19 protein-coding genes and 1 pseudogene are annotated in these 22426 nt (G+C 57.6%); 11 read left to right on the top strand and 9 right to left on the bottom strand.

Annotated features, from left to right (window positions below; genetic code table 11):
• Positions 1–120 precede the first annotated feature (120 nt).
• Positions 121–1254 (bottom strand): catalase family protein, encoded by a 1134-nt coding sequence (locus tag ACA048_RS20465; RefSeq protein ID WP_497626027.1) that lies wholly within the window; start codon positions 1252–1254, stop codon positions 121–123.
• Positions 1251–3059 (bottom strand): di-heme-cytochrome C peroxidase, encoded by a 1809-nt coding sequence (locus ACA048_RS20460; RefSeq protein ID WP_497626026.1) that lies wholly within the window; start codon positions 3057–3059, stop codon positions 1251–1253. Before ACA048_RS20460 ends, ACA048_RS20465 begins: the two co-directional genes overlap by 4 nt.
• A 270-nt stretch (positions 3060–3329) precedes the next feature.
• Between ACA048_RS20460 and bamJ the strand changes: the two genes are divergently transcribed.
• From bamJ to ACA048_RS20410, 10 genes and pseudogenes are all read left to right on the top strand, one after another.
• Entirely contained in the window at positions 3330–4043 is a 714-nt protein-coding gene (gene bamJ / locus ACA048_RS20455) for a BamJ family beta-barrel-assembly machinery protein (protein WP_497626025.1), read from the top strand.
• A gap of 293 nt (positions 4044–4336) precedes the next feature.
• Complete coding sequence (locus tag ACA048_RS20450) at positions 4337–4801, top strand: YkvA family protein (RefSeq protein ID WP_497626024.1); 465 nt, start codon at positions 4337–4339, stop codon at positions 4799–4801.
• A 104-nt stretch (positions 4802–4905) separates the two neighbouring features.
• Positions 4906–5247, top strand: a complete 342-nt coding sequence (locus ACA048_RS20445) for a helix-turn-helix domain-containing protein (protein WP_497626023.1) — start codon at positions 4906–4908, stop codon at positions 5245–5247.
• Positions 5244–5615: a hypothetical protein gene (locus tag ACA048_RS20440; RefSeq protein ID WP_347911314.1), complete on the top strand. Its 372-nt coding sequence runs from the start codon at positions 5244–5246 to the stop codon at positions 5613–5615. The genes ACA048_RS20445 and ACA048_RS20440 overlap by 4 nt, the downstream gene beginning before the upstream one ends.
• A complete protein-coding gene (locus ACA048_RS20435) occupies positions 5616–6023 on the top strand; it encodes an SEL1-like repeat protein (protein WP_497626022.1) in 408 nt (135 codons plus the stop codon).
• Positions 6024–6262: 239 nt separating this feature from the next.
• Positions 6263–10915 (top strand): RHS repeat-associated core domain-containing protein, encoded by a 4653-nt coding sequence (locus ACA048_RS20430; RefSeq protein WP_497626021.1) that lies wholly within the window; start codon positions 6263–6265, stop codon positions 10913–10915.
• On the top strand, positions 10912–11229 hold the full coding sequence (locus tag ACA048_RS20425; protein WP_497626020.1) for a hypothetical protein: 318 nt from the start codon (positions 10912–10914) through the stop codon (positions 11227–11229). Before ACA048_RS20430 ends, ACA048_RS20425 begins: the two co-directional genes overlap by 4 nt.
• Positions 11230–11392: 163 nt before the next feature.
• Positions 11393–11737 (top strand): annotated as a pseudogene (locus tag ACA048_RS20420) (UCP019853 family protein); the annotation flags it as partial.
• 145 nt (positions 11738–11882) lie between these two features.
• Complete coding sequence (locus ACA048_RS20415; RefSeq protein WP_497626019.1) at positions 11883–12149, top strand: hypothetical protein; 267 nt, start codon at positions 11883–11885, stop codon at positions 12147–12149.
• Positions 12150–12506: 357 nt separating this feature from the next.
• Complete coding sequence (locus ACA048_RS20410; RefSeq protein ID WP_497626018.1) at positions 12507–12833, top strand: hypothetical protein; 327 nt, start codon at positions 12507–12509, stop codon at positions 12831–12833.
• A 139-nt stretch (positions 12834–12972) separates the two neighbouring features.
• Here the strand turns inward: ACA048_RS20410 and ACA048_RS20405 are convergent, their stop codons facing one another.
• Together ACA048_RS20405 and ACA048_RS20400 are read right to left on the bottom strand one after the other, a co-directional pair.
• Positions 12973–14763 carry a bifunctional diguanylate cyclase/phosphodiesterase gene (locus ACA048_RS20405; protein ID WP_497626017.1) on the bottom strand — a complete coding sequence of 597 codons (1791 nt, stop codon included), beginning with the start codon at positions 14761–14763 and terminating at the stop codon, positions 12973–12975.
• A gap of 148 nt (positions 14764–14911) precedes the next feature.
• Entirely contained in the window at positions 14912–16993 is a 2082-nt protein-coding gene (locus ACA048_RS20400) for a carboxy terminal-processing peptidase (RefSeq protein ID WP_497629907.1), read from the bottom strand.
• Positions 16994–17132: 139 nt separating this feature from the next.
• Between ACA048_RS20400 and ACA048_RS20395 the strand changes: the two genes are divergently transcribed.
• Positions 17133–18095 carry a zinc-binding dehydrogenase gene (locus tag ACA048_RS20395; protein WP_497626016.1) on the top strand — a complete coding sequence of 321 codons (963 nt, stop codon included), beginning with the start codon at positions 17133–17135 and terminating at the stop codon, positions 18093–18095.
• 109 nt (positions 18096–18204) lie between these two features.
• On the opposite strand, the gene ACA048_RS20390 is transcribed toward ACA048_RS20395, so the two are convergent.
• The 5 genes from ACA048_RS20390 to ACA048_RS20370 are packed head-to-tail and all read right to left on the bottom strand — an operon-like array spanning position 18205 to position 22314.
• Complete coding sequence (locus ACA048_RS20390) at positions 18205–18858, bottom strand: HAD family hydrolase (protein WP_497626015.1); 654 nt, start codon at positions 18856–18858, stop codon at positions 18205–18207.
• Positions 18859–18892: 34 nt separating this feature from the next.
• A complete protein-coding gene (locus tag ACA048_RS20385) occupies positions 18893–19882 on the bottom strand; it encodes an ABC transporter ATP-binding protein (protein WP_497626014.1) in 990 nt (329 codons plus the stop codon).
• Positions 19879–20679 (bottom strand): ABC transporter permease, encoded by an 801-nt coding sequence (locus ACA048_RS20380; protein WP_497626013.1) that lies wholly within the window; start codon positions 20677–20679, stop codon positions 19879–19881. The genes ACA048_RS20385 and ACA048_RS20380 overlap by 4 nt, the downstream gene beginning before the upstream one ends.
• Positions 20666–21511, bottom strand: a complete 846-nt coding sequence (locus tag ACA048_RS20375; protein WP_497626012.1) for an ABC transporter permease — start codon at positions 21509–21511, stop codon at positions 20666–20668. Before ACA048_RS20375 ends, ACA048_RS20380 begins: the two co-directional genes overlap by 14 nt.
• Entirely contained in the window at positions 21508–22314 is an 807-nt protein-coding gene (locus ACA048_RS20370; protein WP_497626011.1) for an alkaline phosphatase family protein, read from the bottom strand. The genes ACA048_RS20375 and ACA048_RS20370 overlap by 4 nt, the downstream gene beginning before the upstream one ends.
• Positions 22315–22426 lie beyond the last annotated feature (112 nt).

Raw genomic sequence — 22426 nt, 5'->3', positions numbered from 1 at the left:
ACGCCAGGTCACCCCACAGAAAGCCCGCTTAATGCGGGCTTTCTGCCGTCTGGAGTTTGGCAAATCCCCGATTTTCATTGAGAAAGCGACCTTCGGGCCGCTTTTTTCGTTTTTGCTGGCTTATTGCTCAGCATTGCGACTGTGGCGGTAATCGCTCACGGCTTCATACACCGCTTTGCGCAGACGATTGATGCCCCCAATCGGTCGATGGGCCTCAAGACCGAACCAGGGGTTGAACGACTGGTTGTCGCATTGCAGGTTCAGCGCCGGTGTATCGAAGTCCTGAGCCGGCAGTTTGATTCGCGCGACCGTCTCGAACGGCGCATCGTTTTCGCTCCATTCGATGCTGGTGTCTTCGATGGGCATGTATTGGCTCGGGTCCTGGCGCTGAATCTGCAGGACGAAGCAGGCTGGCATCCGGTCGGTCGACAATTGCTGGTTCAGTGCATTGCGCAAGAAATTAGGCAGTTTCTGGTTTTGTGTGGGCAGGGTATAGGTCGGGCAGCTATCCGGGTCCGGCATTACCCGGAATTTGGCATTGGCTTCACCGAACTTGTAGGGCGAAACCGAAAAGTAAGTCGTCTGTGTCGGGGTTTCCGGTGCGATGGAAAGTGTCGCCAGGGCGATAAACAGATGGCGAATCTGCCAGGTGCGCGGGTCCCAGCCAGGAAAAAACGCCGTCAGCTTCTTGCCGTCAGCCTGAGCCGCCACATTCTGACGGTACTCGGCGACATCGCTGACGAAGAAATTTGGATGGTTGAACATCACAAAGTCCTGTTCACCGCGGCGCTGTTGATCGGCGAGCAGTTGCTTGCCGGGCACATCGTGCAATTTGATCGCCATGCCCCGGGCATCGCGAATACTGTCGAACTGCGGATACGCGTTGCCGTTGGACAGACGCATCGTCGCTTGCCAGGTTTTGCCGGGTTCGCTGAACACACCTTGGCGCAGTGCTTCCGAAAGATCCGGCAACACCTGAACCTCGGCTTTCACGCAGCCATGGGCCTTGGCATGGGCGTCGCGCAGGTAGCGGGTACTTTCCCGGTGTTGATCGACGATGCGCACCGCGGTTTGGATGACGTCCTGGGTCATGGCGGCTTCGCCGTCCGGTATCAGTTCTTGCGCCGAAACCGGTCCGCTGTGCTGCCAGGCAAGCCACGCCGTGGCCAGCGCCCAGCCGAGGACTCCAAGGCCCAGCAACCACAGAAGGGACTTGCCGAGAATCGCGCCAAAGCGCATCCAGAGTATGCTCATGGCAATTGTGCCTCCAGGGGGCCGCCCAATACTTTCAGGTACTCAAGCAGCGCCCAGCGTTCCTCCGGTTGCAGCAAGCGGCCAATTACGCCGTTGCCGCGCTTGCCGGCACGGAACTCATGACCGCCGTTGTGATTGCCGGTGATGCGCGTGTCGAACACGAAGCCATTGGTGAAGGCCTCGGTGCGATAGCCAAGGTGTTGGGGGTCGTACTCGAACGTGCCTTTATAGAAGGTGGTGGCGCGTTCATCCTGAGGCGAGAGCAATTGATAAAGGCTCGGTACTGAGCCGTTGTGCAGAAACGGTGCTGTCGCCCAAACCCCCGCCAGGGGGCGTGCCTTGTAGGCGCGCAACTCACGCACGCCAATCGGCAGGCCGAAGCCATTCATTGCGGGTTGTTCCGCTGTAGGAATGTTCGCATCACGGTAGGCGCGATTTCCGACGAAAGCGGTGATGTAGGCCAACCCTTTGGCCGAAGACAACTTGCTCAAATCCAGCGCTTCAGTGGGTGTCGGCTGCAAATGCACATCCATCTGTTTGAGCTCTGCCAGATCCCATCGCAGGGCGGAAAGGTCGAAACGATGGTCAGCAATGTTGTTCGCGGCCCCCGGGTCTGTGCCAATGAAATCGACCGGGAACATTTTCAAATGTTGTACCCAGCGTCCGCCACTTTCGCCCGCGTATGGTGTATGGCAGCCGGCGCAGTTTTCTCTGAACAGATCGCGACCTTTGGCCGCCAACGGCTTGTCGACAGCACCGAGCAGCGCTTCAGGCCAGGCGGGTGGTTTGAGCCGTTGCAGGGTTTGTTCGATCTGGTGCAATTCGTGCAATCGGACACTCGACGGGTAGCGCTCATCACCTTTGAGCGGTTGGCCGTTGGCATCGAAGAAAGCTAGCGTGGCGCCCACCCCCAAGGACTCGCCGATGTTGCGAGCCATGGGTTGTTGCGCCGAACCGTTCCACTGCACCCAGTCAAACGTCCACATGTCCCACAGTTGCGGGTAATCCACCGGGGCATTGGCCACGCGGTAGTTGTCAGCTGAAATCGCATCGCCGAACGTGGCGTTGGCGATGCGTCCGAAGGCGTCGGTACGGCCCGGTCCTTCTTCGGTGGGGTAGAGCCCGCGGTGAGTATCGTTCCAGGCAACTTTCACGAAAGTATCGAGAGACGCTTTTACGTCCTTGCGCAATTGTAGGTGCCGGGCGTCGTAGTTCTCGGCCAGCACGTTGCGAGCGAAGCGTTCGAATTTCCAGGGGTTCAGGTAAGTCGAGGTCAGACTGGCGACCAGCGCTTGCCCGAAACTGCCCCCTTTCAACGTAGGAACACTGGAAGGCAAAACATGTTGCGCCGAGCCGCCGTCAATGCGGATCGCCTGGCCGTTGAAGCGCAATTCACCGGTGTGGCAAGCAGCGCACGTGATGTCCAGAAATTCGTCCTGACTGCCGGGGTTTTGGTGACGGGCAAAGCCTGCGGGTAAATTGCCAGGATTGATTGGCGCGGGCTTCTGGCCGGGGTCGATCAGGAAGCCAAAGCGAGCGAGGTAGTCGGGCGAAGCGAATCGTTGCTGGGAGAAGGGCAGTTCCAGGGCGGTGAACCAGTCATAGCGCAAGCCTTTGACCTGAGTGCCTTGGGGGGTGAAGTAGTAAGTCTGGCGGTCTTCAGCGCTCCACTGCTCCAGGTAATGCACCTGCTGCGCGGGTAACCAGGTCGGTAATTTTGGATTGGCGACGTAGTACAGAACCACGACGAGGCCCAGTCCCAACAGCACAGCGGTCAGCATCAGCAGGCGAAATAAGAGGCGCACGATAAACTTCCTTGTTGATTTGTGGCTCTCTTATGTCTCAGCGCACCGAGGTGCGGCAAGAGGCCATTACGCCAGATGTTGTGGGATACAGGATCAGCTGTTGTAGGCAAAAGATGACAGAAGCTTCATGCAGCCAATGCTGAAATGAGTTAAAACACCTGAACTTATCAGGAGAATCCTGCTCTCATCCCAGTAGCCATTGGTCGTGGCCGCCTGATAAGCTCGCGGCTTTACTCGATTGCCCTTTAGGCGCATGAACAAGGAAATAGCATGAAACAGCATCGGTTGGCAGCGGCGGTGGCCCTGGTTAGCTTGGTACTTGCGGGTTGTGATTCGCAGACCAGCGTTGAGCTGAAAACTCCGGCGCAAAAAGCTTCCTACGGTATTGGCCTGAACATGGGCAAAAGCCTGGCTCAGGAAGGCATGGATGACCTGGATTCCAAAGCCGTAGCCCAGGGCATCGAAGACGCCGTCGGCAAAAAAGAGCAGAAGCTCAAAGACGAGGAGCTGGTCGAAGCCTTCGCCGCCCTGCAAAAGCGTGCTGAAGAGCGTATGGCCAAGATGAGCGAAGAGTCGGCAGCTGCCGGCAAGAAGTTCCTCGAAGACAACGCCAAGAAAGCCGGCGTAGTGACCACCGCTTCGGGCTTGCAATACGAAGTGGAAAAGAAAGCCGATGGCCCACAGCCTAAGTCGACTGATGTAGTGACTGTTCACTACACCGGCAAGCTGACCAACGGTACCGTTTTCGACAGTTCCGTCGAGCGCGGCAGCCCGATCGATCTGCCTGTCAGCGGTGTGATTCCGGGTTGGGTCGAAGGCCTGCAACTGATGCACGTAGGTGAGAAGTACAAACTGTACATCCCTAGTGAATTGGCCTACGGCGCCCAAAGCCCAAGCCCGGCGATTCCAGCCAACTCGGTGCTGGTATTCGACCTGGAACTGCTGGCGATCAAAGATCCAGCCAAAGAAGACGCCGCCAAGTAATCAGCGTCTACTTTGACATCAACGCCTCGCTTATGCGGGGCGTTGTTGCATCAGGCGTTCAGCAGGGGTAAACAAAGCGAACGGTTGCGGTACGCTGGAGTCATAGCCATTGAGGACCCCCTTGCTAGCGGTGCCGGCGCTCCAAGTCAATGAAATATTGGGTTTTTTTATGTGAGTAAAAAACGCCCGATTTGAACTGGACCCTTATGAAACGGGGCTTTCAGCCGTGAAAAGAAGCTCTGTTCACAAGGTTATCCACAATTTGTGTGGATAACATTTCAGTGGGAGGAATGATGAAAGCACCCTGGAGTTTCGCTCGATTCTTGCCACTCGCCGGGCGCCTGCTCGCGCGCGGGCGCTTGCCGACACTGCTGTTCGCCGTCGCCAGTAAAGGTGCGAGTCAGGGTTATCGCCTGGGCAAGATTAAAGAGGATCTGCGCTTGTTGCAGGCACTGTGCCTGGCCTACTGGCGTGGGGAGTACCGTGCCATCAGCCCGAAGGCGCTGATTTCGGTGGTCGCAGGCCTGATGTACTTCCTCAGTCCGGTGGATGCCATTCCGGATTTCCTCCCCTTGTTTGGCATGCTAGACGACATCGCCGTGCTGGCCTGGCTGATGACGGTGCTCGACGACGAACTCAATGCCTTCCGCGCCTGGCGCAAGCGTCAGGTGCCGGAAAAGTTGGCAGTAGTCGAGCGTTTGCCCGATACCGCGGAACAACTTCGGCTCCAGAGCCCGAAAAAGAACCGGACCGATTGAGAATCCCCTTTATTCATACCCCCGCGCGACCTTGGCCGCTGTTAGGATTACACTTCTAGGGAAAAGTGCCGACTCGCTAAGTGTCGTTGTCCTACGGGGAAGTCATGGATATTCAGATAATCACACGCGAAGGCGAGCCCGAGTATGCAGTTTTACCGTGGGCTCAATATCAGGCTCTACTGAAAGCAGCAGGCATTAACGAGCAACCGGCGCCCGACGCGCCAGTGCGTCACGCGGCACCGCCAGACCAGATTCTTCCGGGTCTGGATCAACTACGCAGTTTGCGCGAAGGGAAGGGCATCGCCATTGAGGCGCTGGCCCGCACGGTAGGCATCAGCCCGTCTTATCTGGCCTTGATTGAAAGTGGCGAGCGTCAACCCGACGCTGCGATTCGCCGCAGCCTGGCTTGGGAATTGACGGTGCCAGGGTGGAGGGATGAATCGTGAGCGTACGCATCAGTCGTCACCATTGGGACGGATTACTCGGTGAACTGGACCAGGCGCGTCGTCAGCGCCATCTTTTGACCTATCGCGCATTGCTCGAGCGTTTGCAATTGCCCACGCCAGCCATGCAAACTTTGACCGCTGCACTCGAACATCTGGCCGCGCTGGACGCCAGAGCCGAGCAGCCACTGCGCAGCTCGCTGGTGATCAGCCAGGGTGCCAGCCGCCTGCCGCGCACCGGCTTCTTCGAATGTGTCGAGCGTCTGGGGCGTTTCTCCGGGCCGTCTGACGGTGTCGCCGCCGCGTCCTGGCATGCGTCGGAAGTGGTGCGGGTGTTTGAATACGAATACCCCGAATCGGCAGAGGCCTGAGTGTTTTTAAAGCTCAAGGCCCGGGCCGGTTACTGGCTGGCTCGTCGATTGTTTCACTGGTCATGGTTTGTGCGCCAGCCGCGGGGCTGGCACTGGCTCGAAGGCCAGTTTGCCCGCATGGCCAACCTGGGTGACGTCGGCGCTCAAAGCTTCTATGGCCACATCCTGACCTTTCGCGGCGTCGGCCTTGGTGCTCGCGAGGAGGGCGTGCGATTGCTGCGCCTGGCGGCGCTGGCGGGCGATGGGAAAGCGGCGTATCAGGTGGGGGTGATCAGCCTGGCAGGAACACCGAGCAAGGCGCCGGATCCGCTTGAGGCCGCTCGCTGGTGGGATATGGCCGCCAAGGCCGGGCATCCGTTGGCTGAACTCAAGCTGAAAGAGTTGGCGGCTCGTGGTCCTGCGCAGTAATTCTAATAGTTGTCTGATAAAAAACGTGGCGTGAGGGAAACCTCACGCCACGTTTGCGTTTTGGCCGGCTTGTTGTTTGTTGATGCATATTTAAGGATTTTCCCTACAGGCATCGCCTACTTCTCTGACTTCTTTCCTGACTGATCCCCTGCAAAGTCTCGCGCGCCCCATTTTCTGCGCGAGGGATTGCTCATGTTCGACCCGATTTTTCACTCCACTCCATGCCGTTCGGTGCGTTGATGACCCACATCGCCCGCATCGAGCAGGAACTAGACAGTTTTCCGGACACGCTGACGCTTTACCGCGAACAGCTGAAGCATTGGTTTAACCAGAAGGCGGACCAAGCCAGTCGTGCGGCTGACTTACCGTCGCTGATGGGCATGGAGCGGGTGATAAAACTCGGTAATACGACGACTGCGGTGAGCAGTGGCGACGATGAATTTTTATCCAGTGTTGCGCGGTGTCCAGACGGCGGGATTCTGGAGATCGAGAGCAAGTTTGAGTCGGTTTATGACATTCCGTTGGGGAATATTTCGGTTGATGTGATTGCTGTTGATGGCGGCGAGAGCACACCGGTTTCGCTCGATGAAAACGGAAAAGGACAGTTCGAAGGGACTCCCGGCAAGTTCTACCGAATTCATGTTCACAGCGAAGTTACCCCGACGCAAATCGAAGACCTTTTCTCCTCTTATGACGGCCTGACCAAAGAATTGGACGGCTGGCTGCGCGGTGAGTGGGCAGGGTTTAAACCGCAGTGGTCGCAATCGACCTTTGCGGCCGCCGGTAACGGAATGCGCGCCGGGAGCTGGGCGGCGGTGGTCGGAGTGTGGGACAGCCTCAGCCTACTGTCGGACATTCTCAAGGATCCCCGTAAGTTCGTTGGAAGGTTGGGCAGCGGTGCGGACCACTTGGCCGAACTGGCTGAAAAATTCCCGGCCGCGATGGAGAAGGTTCAGCTGCTGGCGAGCGACGAAGCGGCGCTGTGTTTGTTGTTGCGCACCGCCAGCCTGTGGCTGGAAATGCTGCCACCCAGCGAGGTCGCCGGTAAAACGGCCGAAGCGGTTTCAACGGCCGTGGTGCAGTTGCTCATCGATATTCTGATCGGGATTGTCCTGACTTTCGCCGGTGCGGGGGCGGGCGTTGCCTATCTGGGGATGCGTCTTGCCCACTATGGCGCCCGGATCGTCAGCGCCGTATTGGGTTTCGTCAAAGCGATCTTCACGATCATTAACAGCTTCATTTCCTACGTCGATCGTTACAAAACCGTCGCCGCGCGCGGTGTCGCATCGGGCCTCAAAAAAGGCCGCATGCAACTGCGCTGGGATGCCAAACGCAACACCACGCTCAAGCAAAACGAACACCACGACAACGTCCCGGATCAGGCGAAAAATCCCAACGGCGACAGCACCGACTTCGCTGCTAAAACCGCGACCAACAAATGCCCGGTGTCGATGGTCACCGGCGAAGAACTGCTGACCCTCACCGACGGTTCTCTGGACGGCGTCCTGCCGTTCGACTTCACCCGGCTCTATCGCACCAGTGCCGCCGAGATCGATTGCGGCCTCGGTTTCGGCTGGAGCCATTCGCTCTCCCATCACCTGGAAATCGACGGCGACAGCGTCATCTGGATCGACCACGAAAACCGTCGCACCACGTTCCCGCTGCCGTCCGCTGAACGCCCGGCCATTCACAACAGCTCGTCGCACGCAGCGATTTATCTCGGGGCTGAACCCGAAGAACTGATCCTCGCCCAGGCCGGTGACGACGCGCAGTTTTATCACTTTCGCAACGGTCGACTCACGGCGATCAGCGACGCCTACGACAACCGCCTGCGCATCAGCCGCGACCGCCAGGACCGCATCCAGCGCCTCGACAACGGCGCAGGCCGCGCCTTGTGTTTGCGCTATGAACGCAGCCATCTGGTCGCCATCGACTACCAGGTGTTTGTTCCGGCGCCGACCCTCGAGGCGTGCTGGAAGACCGAGCAAACCCTGGTCAGTTATGCCTACGACGAACGCGCGCAACTGATCGAAGCGAGCAACGCCGCCGGCGAAAGCGAACGCTACGACTACGACGACCAACACGTGATCCTCCAGCGGCAACTGGCCGGTGGGGCGAGTTTCTTCTGGGAGTGGGAACGGTCCGGCAAAGCGGCGCGCTGCATCCGCCACTGGGCCTCGTTTGCGCAGATGGACGCGCGCTATGTCTGGGATGACGCGGGCAGTGTCACCGTGCACAACCTCGACGGCAGCGAAGAGGTTTACGTCCACGACGAGCGGGCGCGGCTGGTGCGCAAGGTCGAACTGGATGGCGGCGAACAGCTCAAGGCCTACGACGATCAGGGGCGGCTGGTTGCCGAACAGGATCCGCTCGGCGCCGTCACCGAATACCGTTACGACAAAGTCGGTCGCCTTGTCGCGCTGATTCCGCCAGAAGACGAGCCGACGGCCTACGAGTACCGCAACGGTTTCCTGCACGCACGCTATCGCGGTAAAGCGGTCTGGACCTGGCAGCGCAATGCTCAGGGGGACATCACCGAAGCAACTGACCCCGACGGCCAAATCACCCATTACCACTACGACGACAAAGGCCAGCTGCTGTCGATCCGTTATCCGGACACCAGTCGGCATGTCTTCGTCTGGAATGGCTTGGGGCAACTGCTTGAGGAAACGCTGCCGGACGGTGGGCAGCGGCGCTTTTCCTACGATGCCTTGGGGCGGCAGATTACCCGTCAGGACGAACACGGCGCCGTCACCAAGTCGCAATGGGATGCCGTCGGCCGACTGATCCAGACGATCCTTCCCACTGGGGCGAGCCGCGCCTACAGCTACAACGCCTACGGAAAAATCACCGCAGAACGCGACGAACTCGGCCGCATCACGCGCTACGAATACCTCGACGATCTGCACCTGGTCAGCCGCCGGTTCAATGCCGACGGCACCCAGCTGCAATACCGCTACGACAACGCGCAGCTGTTACTCACGGAAATCGAAAACGAATCCGGCGAGCAATATCGGCTGGACTACACACCCGGCGGATTGATCCGACAGGAAACCGGTTTCGACGGCCAACGTACGGCGTACGCCTACGACCTCAATGGTCAGCTGCTGGAGAAAACCGAGTTCGGTGCTGACGGTTCGCAGCTGATCACCGCTTACGAGCGGGACCCGGCGGGGCGGTTGCTGTTCAAGACGCTACCCGACGGCATCAAGGTCGAATACCGCTACGACAGCCTCGGCCGTCTGATCGGTGTCGACGACGGCCATGACCATCCGCTGGAATTCGAATACGACCAACAGGACCGGCTGATCACCGAACATCAGGGCTGGGGCACCCTGCGTTATGGCTATGACGCCTGCGGCCAACTCAAGCGCCTGCGCCTGCCGGACGGCAGCAAACTCGACTACCACCACGCCAAGGGCGGCGCGCTGACCGCCATCGACCTCAACGGCGCGCGGCTTACCAGTCACCAATTTGCCTTCGGGCGTGAGCAGCAACGCCAACAAGGCCAGTTGCTCAGCGACTATGCCTACGACGATCAGGGGCGTCTGCAGGCTCACGCGGTCAGCCAACAGCAACAACCGCTGTATCGCCGCGACTATGCCTACAGCACCAACGGCAACCTCGACAGCATCGCCGACACCCGCCACGGCCAGCGCAACTACATCTACGACCCGCTCAACCGCCTGACCCGCGTGCGCCACACCCGCGACACCCCACCGGAATCCTTCGCCCACGACCCGGCCGGCAACCTGCTGATGCAGGACCGCCCCGGCGCCGCGAAAGTGCAGGGCAATCGCCTGCTCATGCAAGGCGACCGCCACTACGACTACGACGCCTTCGGCAACCTCATCCGCGAACGCCGCGGCACCGTGCAAAAACTCGTCACCGAATACCGCTACGACTGCCAGCACCGCCTGATCGGCGTCACCACCCCGGATGGCCGCTGCGCCAGCTACCGCTACGACGCCTTCGGCCGCCGCATCGCCAAAACCGTCGACGGCCACACCACCGAGTTCTTCTGGCAAGGCGATAACCTCATCGCCGAAAGCAGCCGCGAACACCACCGCAGCTACGTCTACGAACCCGGCAGCTTCCGCCCGTTGGCGATGCTCGACGGCAAAGGCCCGCGCAAGGCCTGCCCGTTTTACTACCAACTCGACCACCTCGGCACGCCGCAGGAACTGACCGATTTTGGTGGCGAGATTGTCTGGTCGGCGAAGTACAACGCCTACGGCAAAGTCACGCATCTGGCGTTCGGCGGGGGCGAACAGCTTGAGCAGCCGCTACGGTTTCAGGGGCAGTACTTCGACGCCGAGAGCGGCCTGCACTACAACCGGCATCGGTACTATGATCCGCAGGTTGGACGGTACCTGACGCCGGACCCGATCAAGTTGGCGGGTGGGCTGAATCAGTACCAGTACACGCCGAATCCGACGGGGTGGGTTGATCCGTTGGGGTTGAGCGGGAACTGTCCGCAGTCGGGTAAGGCTGGGTGTGGCGCGCCGGGTAATACGACTGGGGTTAAGGTTGATGAGGGTGAGCCCGCGCTGCCGAAGGCTTACACTCAATTTCCTGAAGATCCAAACGAGCTTACGGAAGTGTTAGGCGTCCAGCCCCAAATTTCACAGACTCAACATGGAAGTCAAAGAATGACGTGGCGACCTAACGCGGACACTATTATTAGATTTGAAAGTCATCCCGGAGATGCTGGGCCATTTAATGCGAGGCATCATGGTGAGCACTATCATTTGGAGCTTAAACCTAATTATTTAAGTTGGAGTCAGGCGGATAAAAAGAAGGCTGTTATCAAGGTCAAGCCTGACGGCTATCAACTCGGTCACGGAACTGGCTTTGTTGCCGGTGAGAAACATCCAGGTATTTCAAAATGACAGAATTTCCAGTTTCAGACGGCACCATTGAAAAAATGACATGTGAGCACGAGCGCGTTTTTGTAGAGTTTCTAGATTGGCAGGAAAAACGATGGATCATTACCTTTGAAAATGTTTTAGGTATGAAATCTGTTGGGGCAATAGGCGCGGAGATTTCAGAGATGTTTGTGATGGATGTGACGTCGTTGTCGCAGGAGTTGCTTATGATTGACTCTTCGGAAGTCGGGCTAAACTTCTGCTTCACTTGTGCTCGCGAGTGCAACATTGTTTTGACAGTAGTGGCTAGCGGATACACTGTTGAAAAGTGTGATTAAAAAATAAATAAATCTGTTCCGCTTTTGATAAGGGGTAATGTTCGCGATAAGGTAGTGAGGCCAGCGAATGACTAAGAGATATGAAGCCGTAGTGCTGGCAGTAGGCCCAGTGGTTGAAGACGAGGTCTTGTTGCGAGTTAAAGGCTAGTACTTCGCAAGCTACTGCCCATCAAAAATTGAAGTGGGAGAAGCCTATGAAGTGGAGTTCGATTTGGTGTTTTCCGACAACGATGTTGTTGTTGCTGCGGTAGAGGAGCCAATCACTACACTGCTAGAAATGAAAAATGGCGGATTTTCATGCGCGCTTTATGGGTATTTGGATGGAGGCGTGTCTCGATCTTTTGTTGATTTTTCGGATCAGGAAATTCACTACGATTATCCTCGTCTGAACGGGCGATTTGTAAAAATTCAGGTAGATCGAATAGACGTGTCTTTCTTACGGAAATTGCGAAATTTCCGCAGGGTAAATAAATTTGTCCCCTTTTGTTCACTATATCCAATTAAATAGGTGGGAAATGTTTATTGATCCAGATGATGGGCAACCATACCTCCCGACACCCGCATTTTGGGGGGGGAGTTGACATTTATGATCGTGAAGAAACGCTAGGGGAAGCTCTTGAAAAGCTTGATCCTAATGACCCGGCTGAGAAGAGATGATACTTAAATACTGCTTGCCTACAAGAAAGTCATACCTGCACAAATTTTTGATTTATAAGAGTTTAGAGGAAGCTCTTCAGGATGAAAAATATGATTTTCAGTCGCTGCTGGCGTATGACCCTGAAGAATATTCGTCTTTTCCTTGCGGTTGGGATGAAATGGAGAACACCAGAGCTTTTTTCGAAGATGTTTTTCGATTGGCAACTGTGGAGTGGAAAGAAGATCTTCAAAAAACCAGTCTTGAAGATCAATCCACTTGGTAGACGACGTTTGTGAAACGGAAGCGAAATTTCCGGGCAAGCTCGTCGGAAGTTTCCTTCAACTTGTATCGGTTTCCATGAACTGGTGCGAAATGTTTTCCATCGATAGTCTCTGGTGGTCACTGAAAATTCAGTGGCGGGGTGTAGGAACCCTTCAAGACTAGAGAGGACGCTTCGGCGTCGACACCTGAATTGCGGCCATCAACATGCGTCCGTAAGATCAGTTGCGGCGGCTGTGCGCGGGCACGCTTCGGTGTGGTCGAGTTCTCTGGTCTCGATATTCCTACCCCGTGCATAGCTGCCACCCAAGCTTGTAGGAAGGCCGATGGTAGCGACCGTTTACTACCAGAGGTTTCAATTATGAAAAATCTTCACCCCGACCCTCCCAACGAAAAACCAATCCCCCATCCCCAAAACCTCTTCCTGGCCCTCACCAGCAACTGCACCGACATGCCCACGCTGTTCGTCGATACCCACGCGCCGCTCGATGTTTTATATGACGCTGCCAGCTACCGAATTCGAGCTGTAACCCAAGTGCTGGAGAACATGTCGATGCGTGGTTCGGTCGAGTGCGAATCCTTTATCCTCAGTGACTTTGCCTTGCTCTGTGCCATTCCATTGCGCGATGGTTGTGACGTGCTGGATGTGCTGGGGCGGCGGTTGCGGGCTCGATCTTCTGAGGTTTAGAAATTGAGGATCAGGCTCAACATTTGGGCTGCCTGATCGGGCCTCTTCGCGGGCAAGCCCGCTCCTACATTTAACCGAGTATTTCCAGAAGTAAGCGGTCAATGTAGGAGCGAGCTTGCCCGCTAAGGCGTCAGACCATTCAGCGGTGCCCTTCAAGCAATAAATCTTCTCTTTCAGGCACCGCCAAACTATCAATCACATGCACGCTATACCCCGACACATTCTTGGCGTGGTGTTTGGCCTGAGATGCCATCTCCGCCAGCTGGCTCGCATCGAGTTGTCCACAGGTCTCTGGATGCAGATGCACTACGCCGATCGACAATGACAGCAGCGGGAACTCCTGCCGCACCCCCTGACGATTCGGCGCGATAAAGCACCCGGCTTCCAGGTGTTCACTGCGGTAGAAACGTCGGCATTGGCTATGGAAATCGTCCAGCAACTGGTTCAAACGTTTGCGCCAGTCTTCCGGGCCGAGCACCAGCAGGAAGTCATCACCGCCGATATGGCCGACGAAGTCGCGGGACGGGTCGACGCGATCGTTCAGGCATTGCGCCAGACAGAGTAGGACTTCATCCCCGCGGCCGTAGCCGTAGATGTCGTTGAAGGGTTTGAAGCTGTCGATGTCGACGTAGCAGATCACCGACTCCCGTTCCTGTTGCAGCAACCGCGTCAGGCATTGCTGGATCGGTACGTTGCCGGGCAACAGGGTCAGTGGGTTGGCGTAACGGGCTTGCTGGATTTTCAGTTCGGTAATCAGCTTGAGTACATCAATGACCCGACCCAATCCCAGATAGCCACCATTGAGGGTGATGATGAAGTCTTCTTCAATACGTTGGCGTGCGCGGCTGGTGATCAGGCGGCTGACCTGTTGCAGAGACTGGCTCATTTCCACGGCGAGAAAGTCGTCGCTCATCAAGCGGCTGATTGGTTTGCGGGCGAACAGGTCGGTGGCAAACGGCTTGAGCAGGGCGTCTGAGAACGAATGTCGGTGAACGATGCCGCAGGGCTGGCCCTGTTCGTCGAGCACCGCCAGGGAATTCAGGTTGGCCTGACGGCGGAAAGCTTCCAGCACGGTGGCGGTCGGTGTGTCGCGTGCCACGGCCGGTTGATCGTTAAGCAGTGGGCTGAGATCGTTGGCTTCGTCATTCAGTGCCACGGCGCTGCTGTCGTGTTTGGGCATCAGGTGGCGAGCATCCGTGGGCGGATGTTCCTGAGGGCGGCACAGCAGATAGCCCTGGACCAGATCAACGCCCATCTCGGTCAGCACCGCGAGCTCTTCCTGCAATTCAATGCCTTCGGCAATCACTTGAGCCCGCGAGGCTTTGGCGATTTGCAGGATCGAGCCGACAAACTCGCGTTTGAGCGCGTCCTGGTGAATGCCGTCGATGAAGTGTCGATCGATCTTCACGTAATCCGGGCGCAGTTCGGACCACAATCTCAAGCTTGAATACCCCGCGCCCAGATCATCCAGCGCAATGGAAAATCCCATCGCCCGATAATGATGCAGTGCGTTTTGCAGCAACTGGAAGTCGTCCGTCGGGGTCTGTTCGGTGAGTTCGATTACCACCTGGCTCGGCGCAATGCCGAAATCCTGCAGCAGTTGCAGGGTGCGACCGGGTTGGTGAGCAGCCTCAAGCAGGGATTCCGGGGAAACGTTGAGGAACAATTTGCCCGGCAGTTGATGCTCGTTGAAACGTCGGCAAGCACTTTCACGACAAGAGATTTCCAGTTCGCTCAACCGACCCGCCTGGCGGGCCACCGAGAATAATGCGAGGGGGGCGTGCAGCGGGCTGTTCGAGGGACCACGGGTGAGGGCTTCATAGCCGACAATACGTCGCTCGGAAAGGGAAATGATCGGCTGGAACAGGCTGTGCAAACCGCTTTGAGCCAGTATGGAACTCAAGGCACTCAGCTGTTCTGTCGTGGTCATGGCAATCTCTGGGCGATAAAAAAGGACTGGGAGCAGACTCTTGTTAAAGAGGTGCTCCCAGTCCCTTATTTCACGACAGAACGATGACTGTTTGATGACGTTCCGGAGAGCATCAGCATTAAATTGCCATCATCTTGCTTGTAACAACTTAGTGCTTGGCGACGGCGCTGTTGAGTTTCAGGTAGTCCAGCAGGATCCGACCGGCCTCGCTCAGATACGCGTCGTCTTCTGGCTTGGTCTTGTCCGGCTCGGCCGCGATGGCGTCCTCGTCTTCTTTCTTCAGCTCTTTGAGGGGTTCTTCGCCTTTGGCCTTGCGACGGATGTTTTCCATCACCAGCTGTTTGGCTTCGATGTCGGTGTGCTGCGCCCGACGCTCCACTTCGTTGAGGCTGACGGTTTTTTCATCCATCAACTTCTGTGCCAAGGCCAGCTTGTCGCGGATAAACACGAACTCCGCGTCTTTGGCCGAGCGTGCGTCATGCTCGGACTTGAGCTGCGTGATGTACGGCTTGAACGGATCAACCGCAGGCTTGATGGCCGGCTTGATGGTATCCCATGGCATGGCTTCCGGCAGGGCGCTTTCGCCGATTTCCTTGGTGTCGATGATCGATGGGTAATCGATGTCTGGCAGTACACCCTGATGCTGGGTGCTCTGGCCGGAAACCCGGTAGAACTTGGCCAGAGTCAGTTTCAGTTCGCCATGATTCAGCGGCTGAATGGTCTGCACGGTGCCTTTACCGAAGGTCTGGCCGCCGATGATCAACGCGCGGTGGTAATCCTGCATCGCGCCGGCAAAAATCTCCGAAGCCGAAGCGGACAAGCGGTTGACCAGCAACGCCATCGGGCCTTTGTAGAAGGCGCCCGGGTTTTCATCTTCCAGTACATCGACCCGGCCATCGGCGTTACGCACCAGGACGGTAGGTCCCTTGTCGATGAACAGACTGGTCAGCTCGGTGGCTTCCTGCAAGGAACCGCCGCCATTGTTGCGCAGGTCGATGACCACGCCGTCGACCTTGTCTTTCTGCAATTCGGTCAACAGTTTCTTGACGTCGCGCGTGGTGCTCTTGTAGTCCGGATCGCCGGCACGGAAAGCCTTGAAGTCGAGGTAGAAGGCCGGAATCTCGATGACGCCGAGCTTGTAGTCCTTGCCATCCTGTTTCAGGTTGAGGACCGACTTCTTCACCGCCTGGTCTTCAAGCTTCACCGCTTCGCGGGTAATCGGCACGATTTTGGAGGTCTGGTCGTTCGGCGCATTGCTGGCCGGAATGACTTCCAGGCGCACGACGGTGCCTTTCGGACCACGGATCAGTTTGACCACTTCGTCCAGGCGCCAGCCGACCACGTCGACCATCTCTTTGTTGCCTTGGGCAACGCCGATGATCTTGTCGGCAGGGGCAACCATTTTGGTCTTGTCGGCCGGGCCGGCAGGCACCAGACGCACGACTTTTACCTGGTCGTTGTCGCTCTGCAACACGGCGCCGATGCCCTCCAGGGACAGGCTCATGTTGATGTCGAAGTTTTCCGCGTTATCGGGCGACAGATAGTTGGTGTGCGGGTCGTAGGACATGGCGAAGGTATTGATGTACGCCTGGAAGATGTCTTCCGCACGGGTCTGGTCCAGACGCGCCAACTGGTTCTTGTAGCGCTTGATCAAGGTTTCCTGAATTTGCTTGGAGTCCTTGCCCGCGATCTTCTGCCGCAGCACTTCGTCCTTGACGCGTTTGCGCCACAGGTCGTTGAGTTCTGCAGTGGATTTGAGCCAAGGTGCGTCCTTGCGGTCGATCAGCAAAGATTCCTTGGTGGTGAAGTCGATCTTGTCGACGCCTTTGTTCAACTCTGCAAGGGCGAAGTCCAGACGCGCCTTGACGCGGTCCAGGTAGCGCTTGTAGATGGTGAACCCGGCGTTCAGGTCGCCGCTTTTGAGGAAATCGTCAAACTCGGTTTTCCATTTGTCGAATTCGGCAATGTCGCTGGCCATGAAGTAGCTGCGCGACGGGTCCAACAGCTTGAGATAGCTGTCGTAGATGATCACGGAGCGCGCGTCATCGAGCGGCGGCTTGCTGTAGTGATGGCGCTTGAGCAATTCGACGACGTTCAGACTGGCGATTACTTCGTCACGATCAGGCTGAAGCTTGTCCCAGCTATTGGCTGCAAACGTATTGGTCGATAGCGGCAACAGGCCGATACCGATGAAGAGGGCTAGGGCGGTGCCAGGGAAAAAATGCTTCATGCTGATTCGACGCGGGGACAATTGATCACGCATATTAGGCCGTCTTTGAAGTCGCCGGATCCACGAGAACCGGTCGCATAATGCAAGAAAGCCCGGCGCTACAGATACGGGCTCAGTCCAGACTCACTATGGAGGCACTGTGAAAGCATTGCAAGGCGTTGAAGGTCAAGTGGAGTGGCTTGAAGAGCCCAGTCCTGCATGTGATGTAGGACAAGTTCGTATCCGAGTGGCGGCAGCAGGACTCAATCGTGCCGATTTGTTACAGAAAGCGGGCCTCTATCCACCCCCGCCGGGAGCCAGTCAAGTACTGGGTCTTGAGTGTTCAGGGGTGATCAGCGAGGTAGGCGCGGGGTCTTCCTGGCAGGTCGGTGATCGAGTTTGCGCCTTGCTGGCCGGGGGTGGGATGGCCGAAGAGGTAGTTGTCGACGGACGGCATGTGTTACCGGTTCCCGACGGTCTGTCCTTGGTCGAGGCGGCAGCGTTGCCCGAAGTGTATGCGACCGTCTGGCTGAATTTATTTCAGCTCGCTGCGCTCAAGCCGGGTGAGAAAGTTCTTCTGCACGCCGGAGCAAGTGGAATTGGTTCAGCTGCCATTCAGCTGTGCAAGGCGTTTGGTAACCCGTGCTGGGTCAGCGTCGGTTCCGCCGAGCGGTTGGCCTATTGCGAAGCGCTGGGAGCCCAGGGCGGTGTTGTGCGCACTGGGAACCTGGACAGCTTGCGTGACCTGGGGCCTTTCGATGTGATCCTCGATCCGGTCGGTGGCAACTACGCTGCGCTGAATCTGAAAATGCTGGCGCTCGATGGCCGCTGGGTATTGATCGGCCTGATGGGCGGGCGCGATGCGCAACTGGACCTCGCGCAAGTGCTGGCCAAGCGCGTGCAACTGCTGGGCTCGACCTTGCGCAGCCGCGACGAGCAGTTCAAGGCGGATTTGTTCAGTGATCTGAGCCAGTATGTCTGGCCGTTGTTTGCCGAAGGACGCTTGAGCCCGCAATTGGCCAAGACTTTCCCGATCAAGGATGCCGAAGCGGCGTTTGCGGAGTTGGCGAGCAATACCGTCGCGGGGAAATTGGTATTGGTGATCGACGAAAGCCTGGTTTGACACGAACCTGTAGGAGCGTGGCTTGCCCGCGATTCAGGCGACGCGGTGTGTTTGTCAAACCGCGTCATCGTTTATCGCGGGCAAGCCATGACCCTACAGGGGGGATTTGTTACTTCCAGAGATGGATCGGCCAGCCGGCTTTTTCGGCGTGATCAAGCAGGACCGGGTCGGGGTTTACCACATGTGGGAAATCCACCTTCAGAAGTAGCGGTAAATCGTTACGTGAGTCGGAATAAAAGCTCGCGCCTTCGAGGTTTTCTTCTTCCGCATCCAACCATTCCAGTAGACGGGTGATCTTGCCTTCGCGGTAGGTCAGCGTGCCAACGGTGTGGCCGCTATACACCCCATGCGCGACTTCCAGTTCGATACCGAGAATCTCGTCGATGCCCAGGCGTTCGGCAATCGGCCGCACCAGGTGCGTGCCGGACGCCGAGATCACGAGAATCCGGTCGCCAGCCTTGCGGTGAGCGGCGATGGCTTTGGTGGCGTCACTGAAGATGATCGGCTCGATGAAGTCTTCAACCCATGGTCCAACCAGGTGATCGACCTCTTCAGGCGTCCTGCCGATCATCGGCTCGAGGCTGAACTCCATGTACTCTTCCATGCGCAACTTGCCGTGGCTGTAAGCGTCCATCAGGTCATTGTTCTGCCGCATGAACGACTCAGGGTCGACCCAGCCCAAGCGGCCCATTTGCTCGCTCCAGAGGGTGGCGCAGTCGCCGTGGATCAAGGTTTCATCCAGATCAAAAATTGCCAGGGCCATCAGTGCAGTTCTCTCTTTAACATCAGCAAGGGCATCAGGCTACCTCACAGAGGGCCGTCGGATCGATGGATAGCGCCAGACGCTGACCATCGGGATGCAGGTCGGCCGCCGAGCGGTTCAGTACATCTACCACCAATTCCACGCCGCGGGCTTCGACCCGATAACGAATCACGTTGCCAAGCAAGCTGTGGCTGCGCACTTGGGCGTCCAGTTGACCGTTCAGGCTCAGCTCGATGGCTTCCGGGCGAATCGCAATGCGGTGGCTGATCGGCCGTTGCAGCAGCTTCGACGCGCTCTCGGCATCCAGCAAGTTGTAGTTGCCGATAAAGCCGGCAGCAAACACATCCACCGGCGCGGTGTACAGGGTTTCGGCGTCGCCGCTTTGTACGATCTTTCCCTGATTCATCAGGAAAATCCGGTCAGACATGGTCAGCGCTTCTTCCTGATCGTGTGTGACGAAGATTGTGGTCAGGCCCAATTCGCGCTGGATCTGACGGATCTGTTCGCGCAAGTGCTTGCGAATTCGTGCGTCGAGGGCCGACAGCGGTTCATCCAGCAGCAACAGCCGTGGCCGGGTCACCAGCGAGCGGGCGAGGGCCACACGCTGGCACTGCCCCCCCGACAGTTGATGAGGGAACCGCGCGGCGAAGTCGTTCAGTTCCACCAGCTTGAGCACTTCGGCAACGCGCCTTTGGCTGTCGTCGGCGTTGACCTTTTGCATCCGCAGGCCAAAGGCGATGTTTTGTTCCACGGTCATGTTCGGGAACAGTGCATAACTCTGAAAGACCATGCCGATCCCGCGTTTCTGCGGGCTCAATGGAACAAGGTCCTGACCCTCCAGTAGAATCTTGCCGCCGTCGACCGACGTCAGGCCGGCAATGCAACGCAACAGCGTGGATTTGCCGCAACCTGACGGGCCGAGCAGGGTGACGAACTCACCTTTCTGGATTTCGCAGTTGATGTCGCTGAATACCGTCGTACCTGAGTAGTTTTTCTGCAGGTGTTGGACGCTGACATAGCTCATTCGCTTTTGTCCTTGTTCAAGATATTGGCCGCCCAGGTCATAACCAGCACAAAGAAGAAATAGGAAATCACCAGTGCACTGGTGAAGTGGCCGCTGCTGTTACGCATGTTATTGAGGTAGACCTGCAGGGTTTCGTAGCGGGTGCCGACGAGGATGTTGGCGAACACGAACTCACCGAACAGGAACGAGAACGACAGCAGCAACGCCACCATCAAGCCCTTGCGCAGGTTCGGCAGCACCACCAGGAACGCCGCTTGCCAGGTGCTGGCGCCGAGCAGTTGTGCGGCGTCCATCAGGTCGCGCAGGTTGATCGCTTGCAGGTTGTTGGTGATCGCCCGGTACATGAACGGCAACGCAATCGTGAAGTAGCAGCCAATCAGAATCCACGGTGTACCCACCATCGCGAACGGTCCGGAACCGTAGAGCTGCAACAGCCCCACTGACGACACCACTGGCGGCACCGCGAAGGGCAGCAGGATCAGAATGTTCATCAGGGCGTCGAGTTTCGGGAAGTGGTAATGCACCACAAACAGCAACGGCAGAATCAGCACCACCGACAAGATCAACGAGCCGACGCAGACCAGCAGTGACTGGCCGAACGCATCGAGGAAGCGCGGGTCGCTCCACAGCTGGATGTACCACTTGAAGGTAAAACCGCTGGGCAGGATGGTCGCCGACCAACTGCTGGAGATCGAGTAGATCAGCGTCCCGAACAGCGGCAACAACAGAATGGCAAACAGCAGGTACACCACGACGCGGTGATAGACACCGACAGGGCCCAGTTCAGCGCGAGACATGGTAGCTCCTCTTCAACAGCAGCTGATGCACGAGGGTCACCAGGGTCATCAATGCCACCAGCACCACCGCCAGGGCACTGGCGAGGTTCGGGTCCAGGGAAATATCGCCGGACACCATCGCCGCGATGCGGATGGTCATCACGTTGAAGTTCCCGGTGGTCAACGCGTAAACCGTCGCGTAAGCGCCAAGAGCGTTGGCCAGCAGGATCACAAACGTACCGAGCAACGCCGGCGTCAGCACCGGCAAACCGATGTGCCGCCAGAACTGCCAGCCGTTGGCGCCGAGCAATTCGGCGGACTCGCGCCAGTCTTCGCGCAAGGCGTCGAAGGCTGGGTAGAGCAGCAACACGCCGAGCGGGATCTGGAAGTAGGTGTAGAGAATGATCAGCCCGGTTTTCGAGTACAGGTTGAAATCCTGAATGATCCCGGCCTGCTTGAGCATGATGGTGAAGCTGCCGTTGAAGCCCAGCAGAATGATGAACGCGAAGGCCAGGGGCACGCCGGCGAAGTTGCTGGTCATGTTGGCGAACGCGTTGACGAAGTTGCGCAGTTTCGAGTCGACCCGGCGCAGGGAGTAAGCACCAAGCACTGCGATAATGATCCCGAATACGCTGGACCAGAAACTGATCTCGAGGCTGTACTGGATCGCTTGCAAGTAGAACTTTGAATTGAAGATCTTGGTGAAGTTGGTCAGCCCCCAGCCGAACTCTTCCGATTGCAGACTGTTAATCATCACCCAGACCAGCGGGGCGATTTCGAACACGATAAAAAACAGGGTGAAGGGCACAAGGCACAAGGCTGCCAACCACTTGCCACGGGTATTGGCATTCACTTGAGCAGCTCCCCGCACACAGGTTTGTCGTGGGCCACGCCCAGCAGTTCGCAGACCGTGCCGCAGATGTCGGTCTGTTTCGGCGTGGCGTCGGGGTTGAGACTGAACGCGTCACCGAGGACAAACAGCGGCACTTCGCGTTCTTCCGGCAACAGGCCGTTGTGGGAGCGGTCGTTGTTCATGCCGTGGTCGGCGGTCACCAGCACCTGATAGCCGGCGTCGAGCCAGGTGCGCAGATAGTCAGCCAGGATGATGTCGACCGTGCGGGCGCTGTTTCGGTATTGCGGGGTGTCGAGGCCGTGCTTGTGCCCGGCGTCGTCGATGTTCATCGGGTGGATCAATAGAAAATTCGGCGCATGACGCAGGCGCAGGCTTTCGGCGTCGGCGAACAGGTGCGAATCCGGGTAGTGGTCGTTCCAGTAGAAGTGACCGTGCTGGATCGGCAGGGCTTCGTCGTCGGTGTGACGATCCCGTGCAGCAACAAACGGCGAACGGTTATACAGCTCGCTGACCCAGTGATACGCCGCTGCGGCGGTTTTCAGGCCGGCGTCCGTGGCGTAGTGATAAATGCTGCGCTGGTTGGACAGGCGCGAGACGTTGTTGTGAACGATGCCGCTCTCGATGGGCGGAACGCCGGTGAGAATGCATTCGTAGAGTGGACGGGACAGGGACGGCAGTTCGCACTCCAGTTTGTAGAGCGCGGCGCGCCCTGCACCGACGTAGGCCTGCAGGTGCCCCATGGTGTGGCGCGCAACTTCGTGGTTGAGACCGTCGAGCACGACAAGGATGACGTTGTGCTTCATGGGCTGAAACTCCGCAAGAACAGAAATTCAAAACACCTGTGGGAGCAAAGCTTGCTCGCGATGCGGTCAACTCGGTCTGTCAGGTGACCGAGGTGAAGCCATCGCGGGCAAG

The sequence above is a fragment of the Pseudomonas sp. LBUM1659 genome, assembly GCF_059716045.1.
The sequence above is the reverse complement of the archived record's forward strand: the minus strand, read 5'-3'. Positions and strand labels throughout refer to the sequence as shown.

Bases quoted from the DNA above. Each gene is read 5' to 3' on its own strand.
- ACA048_RS20465 (WP_497626027.1), bottom strand. From the start codon at position 1,254: ATGAGCATACTCTGGATGCGCTTTGGCGCGATTCTCGGCAAGTCCCTT.
- bamJ (WP_497626025.1), top strand. From the start codon at position 3,330: ATGAAACAGCATCGGTTGGCAGCGGCGGTGGCCCTGGTTAGCTTGGTA.
- ACA048_RS20450 (WP_497626024.1), top strand. From the start codon at position 4,337: ATGAAAGCACCCTGGAGTTTCGCTCGATTCTTGCCACTCGCCGGGCGC.
- ACA048_RS20445 (WP_497626023.1), top strand. From the start codon at position 4,906: ATGGATATTCAGATAATCACACGCGAAGGCGAGCCCGAGTATGCAGTT.
- ACA048_RS20430 (WP_497626021.1), top strand. From the start codon at position 6,263: ATGACCCACATCGCCCGCATCGAGCAGGAACTAGACAGTTTTCCGGAC.
- ACA048_RS20425 (WP_497626020.1), top strand. From the start codon at position 10,912: ATGACAGAATTTCCAGTTTCAGACGGCACCATTGAAAAAATGACATGT.
- ACA048_RS20415 (WP_497626019.1), top strand. From the start codon at position 11,883: ATGATACTTAAATACTGCTTGCCTACAAGAAAGTCATACCTGCACAAA.
- ACA048_RS20410 (WP_497626018.1), top strand. From the start codon at position 12,507: ATGAAAAATCTTCACCCCGACCCTCCCAACGAAAAACCAATCCCCCAT.
- ACA048_RS20405 (WP_497626017.1), bottom strand. From the start codon at position 14,763: ATGACCACGACAGAACAGCTGAGTGCCTTGAGTTCCATACTGGCTCAA.
- ACA048_RS20400 (WP_497629907.1), bottom strand. From the start codon at position 16,993: ATGAAGCATTTTTTCCCTGGCACCGCCCTAGCCCTCTTCATCGGTATC.
- ACA048_RS20390 (WP_497626015.1), bottom strand. From the start codon at position 18,858: ATGGCCCTGGCAATTTTTGATCTGGATGAAACCTTGATCCACGGCGAC.
- ACA048_RS20385 (WP_497626014.1), bottom strand. From the start codon at position 19,882: ATGAGCTATGTCAGCGTCCAACACCTGCAGAAAAACTACTCAGGTACG.
- ACA048_RS20380 (WP_497626013.1), bottom strand. From the start codon at position 20,679: ATGTCTCGCGCTGAACTGGGCCCTGTCGGTGTCTATCACCGCGTCGTG.
- ACA048_RS20370 (WP_497626011.1), bottom strand. From the start codon at position 22,314: ATGAAGCACAACGTCATCCTTGTCGTGCTCGACGGTCTCAACCACGAA.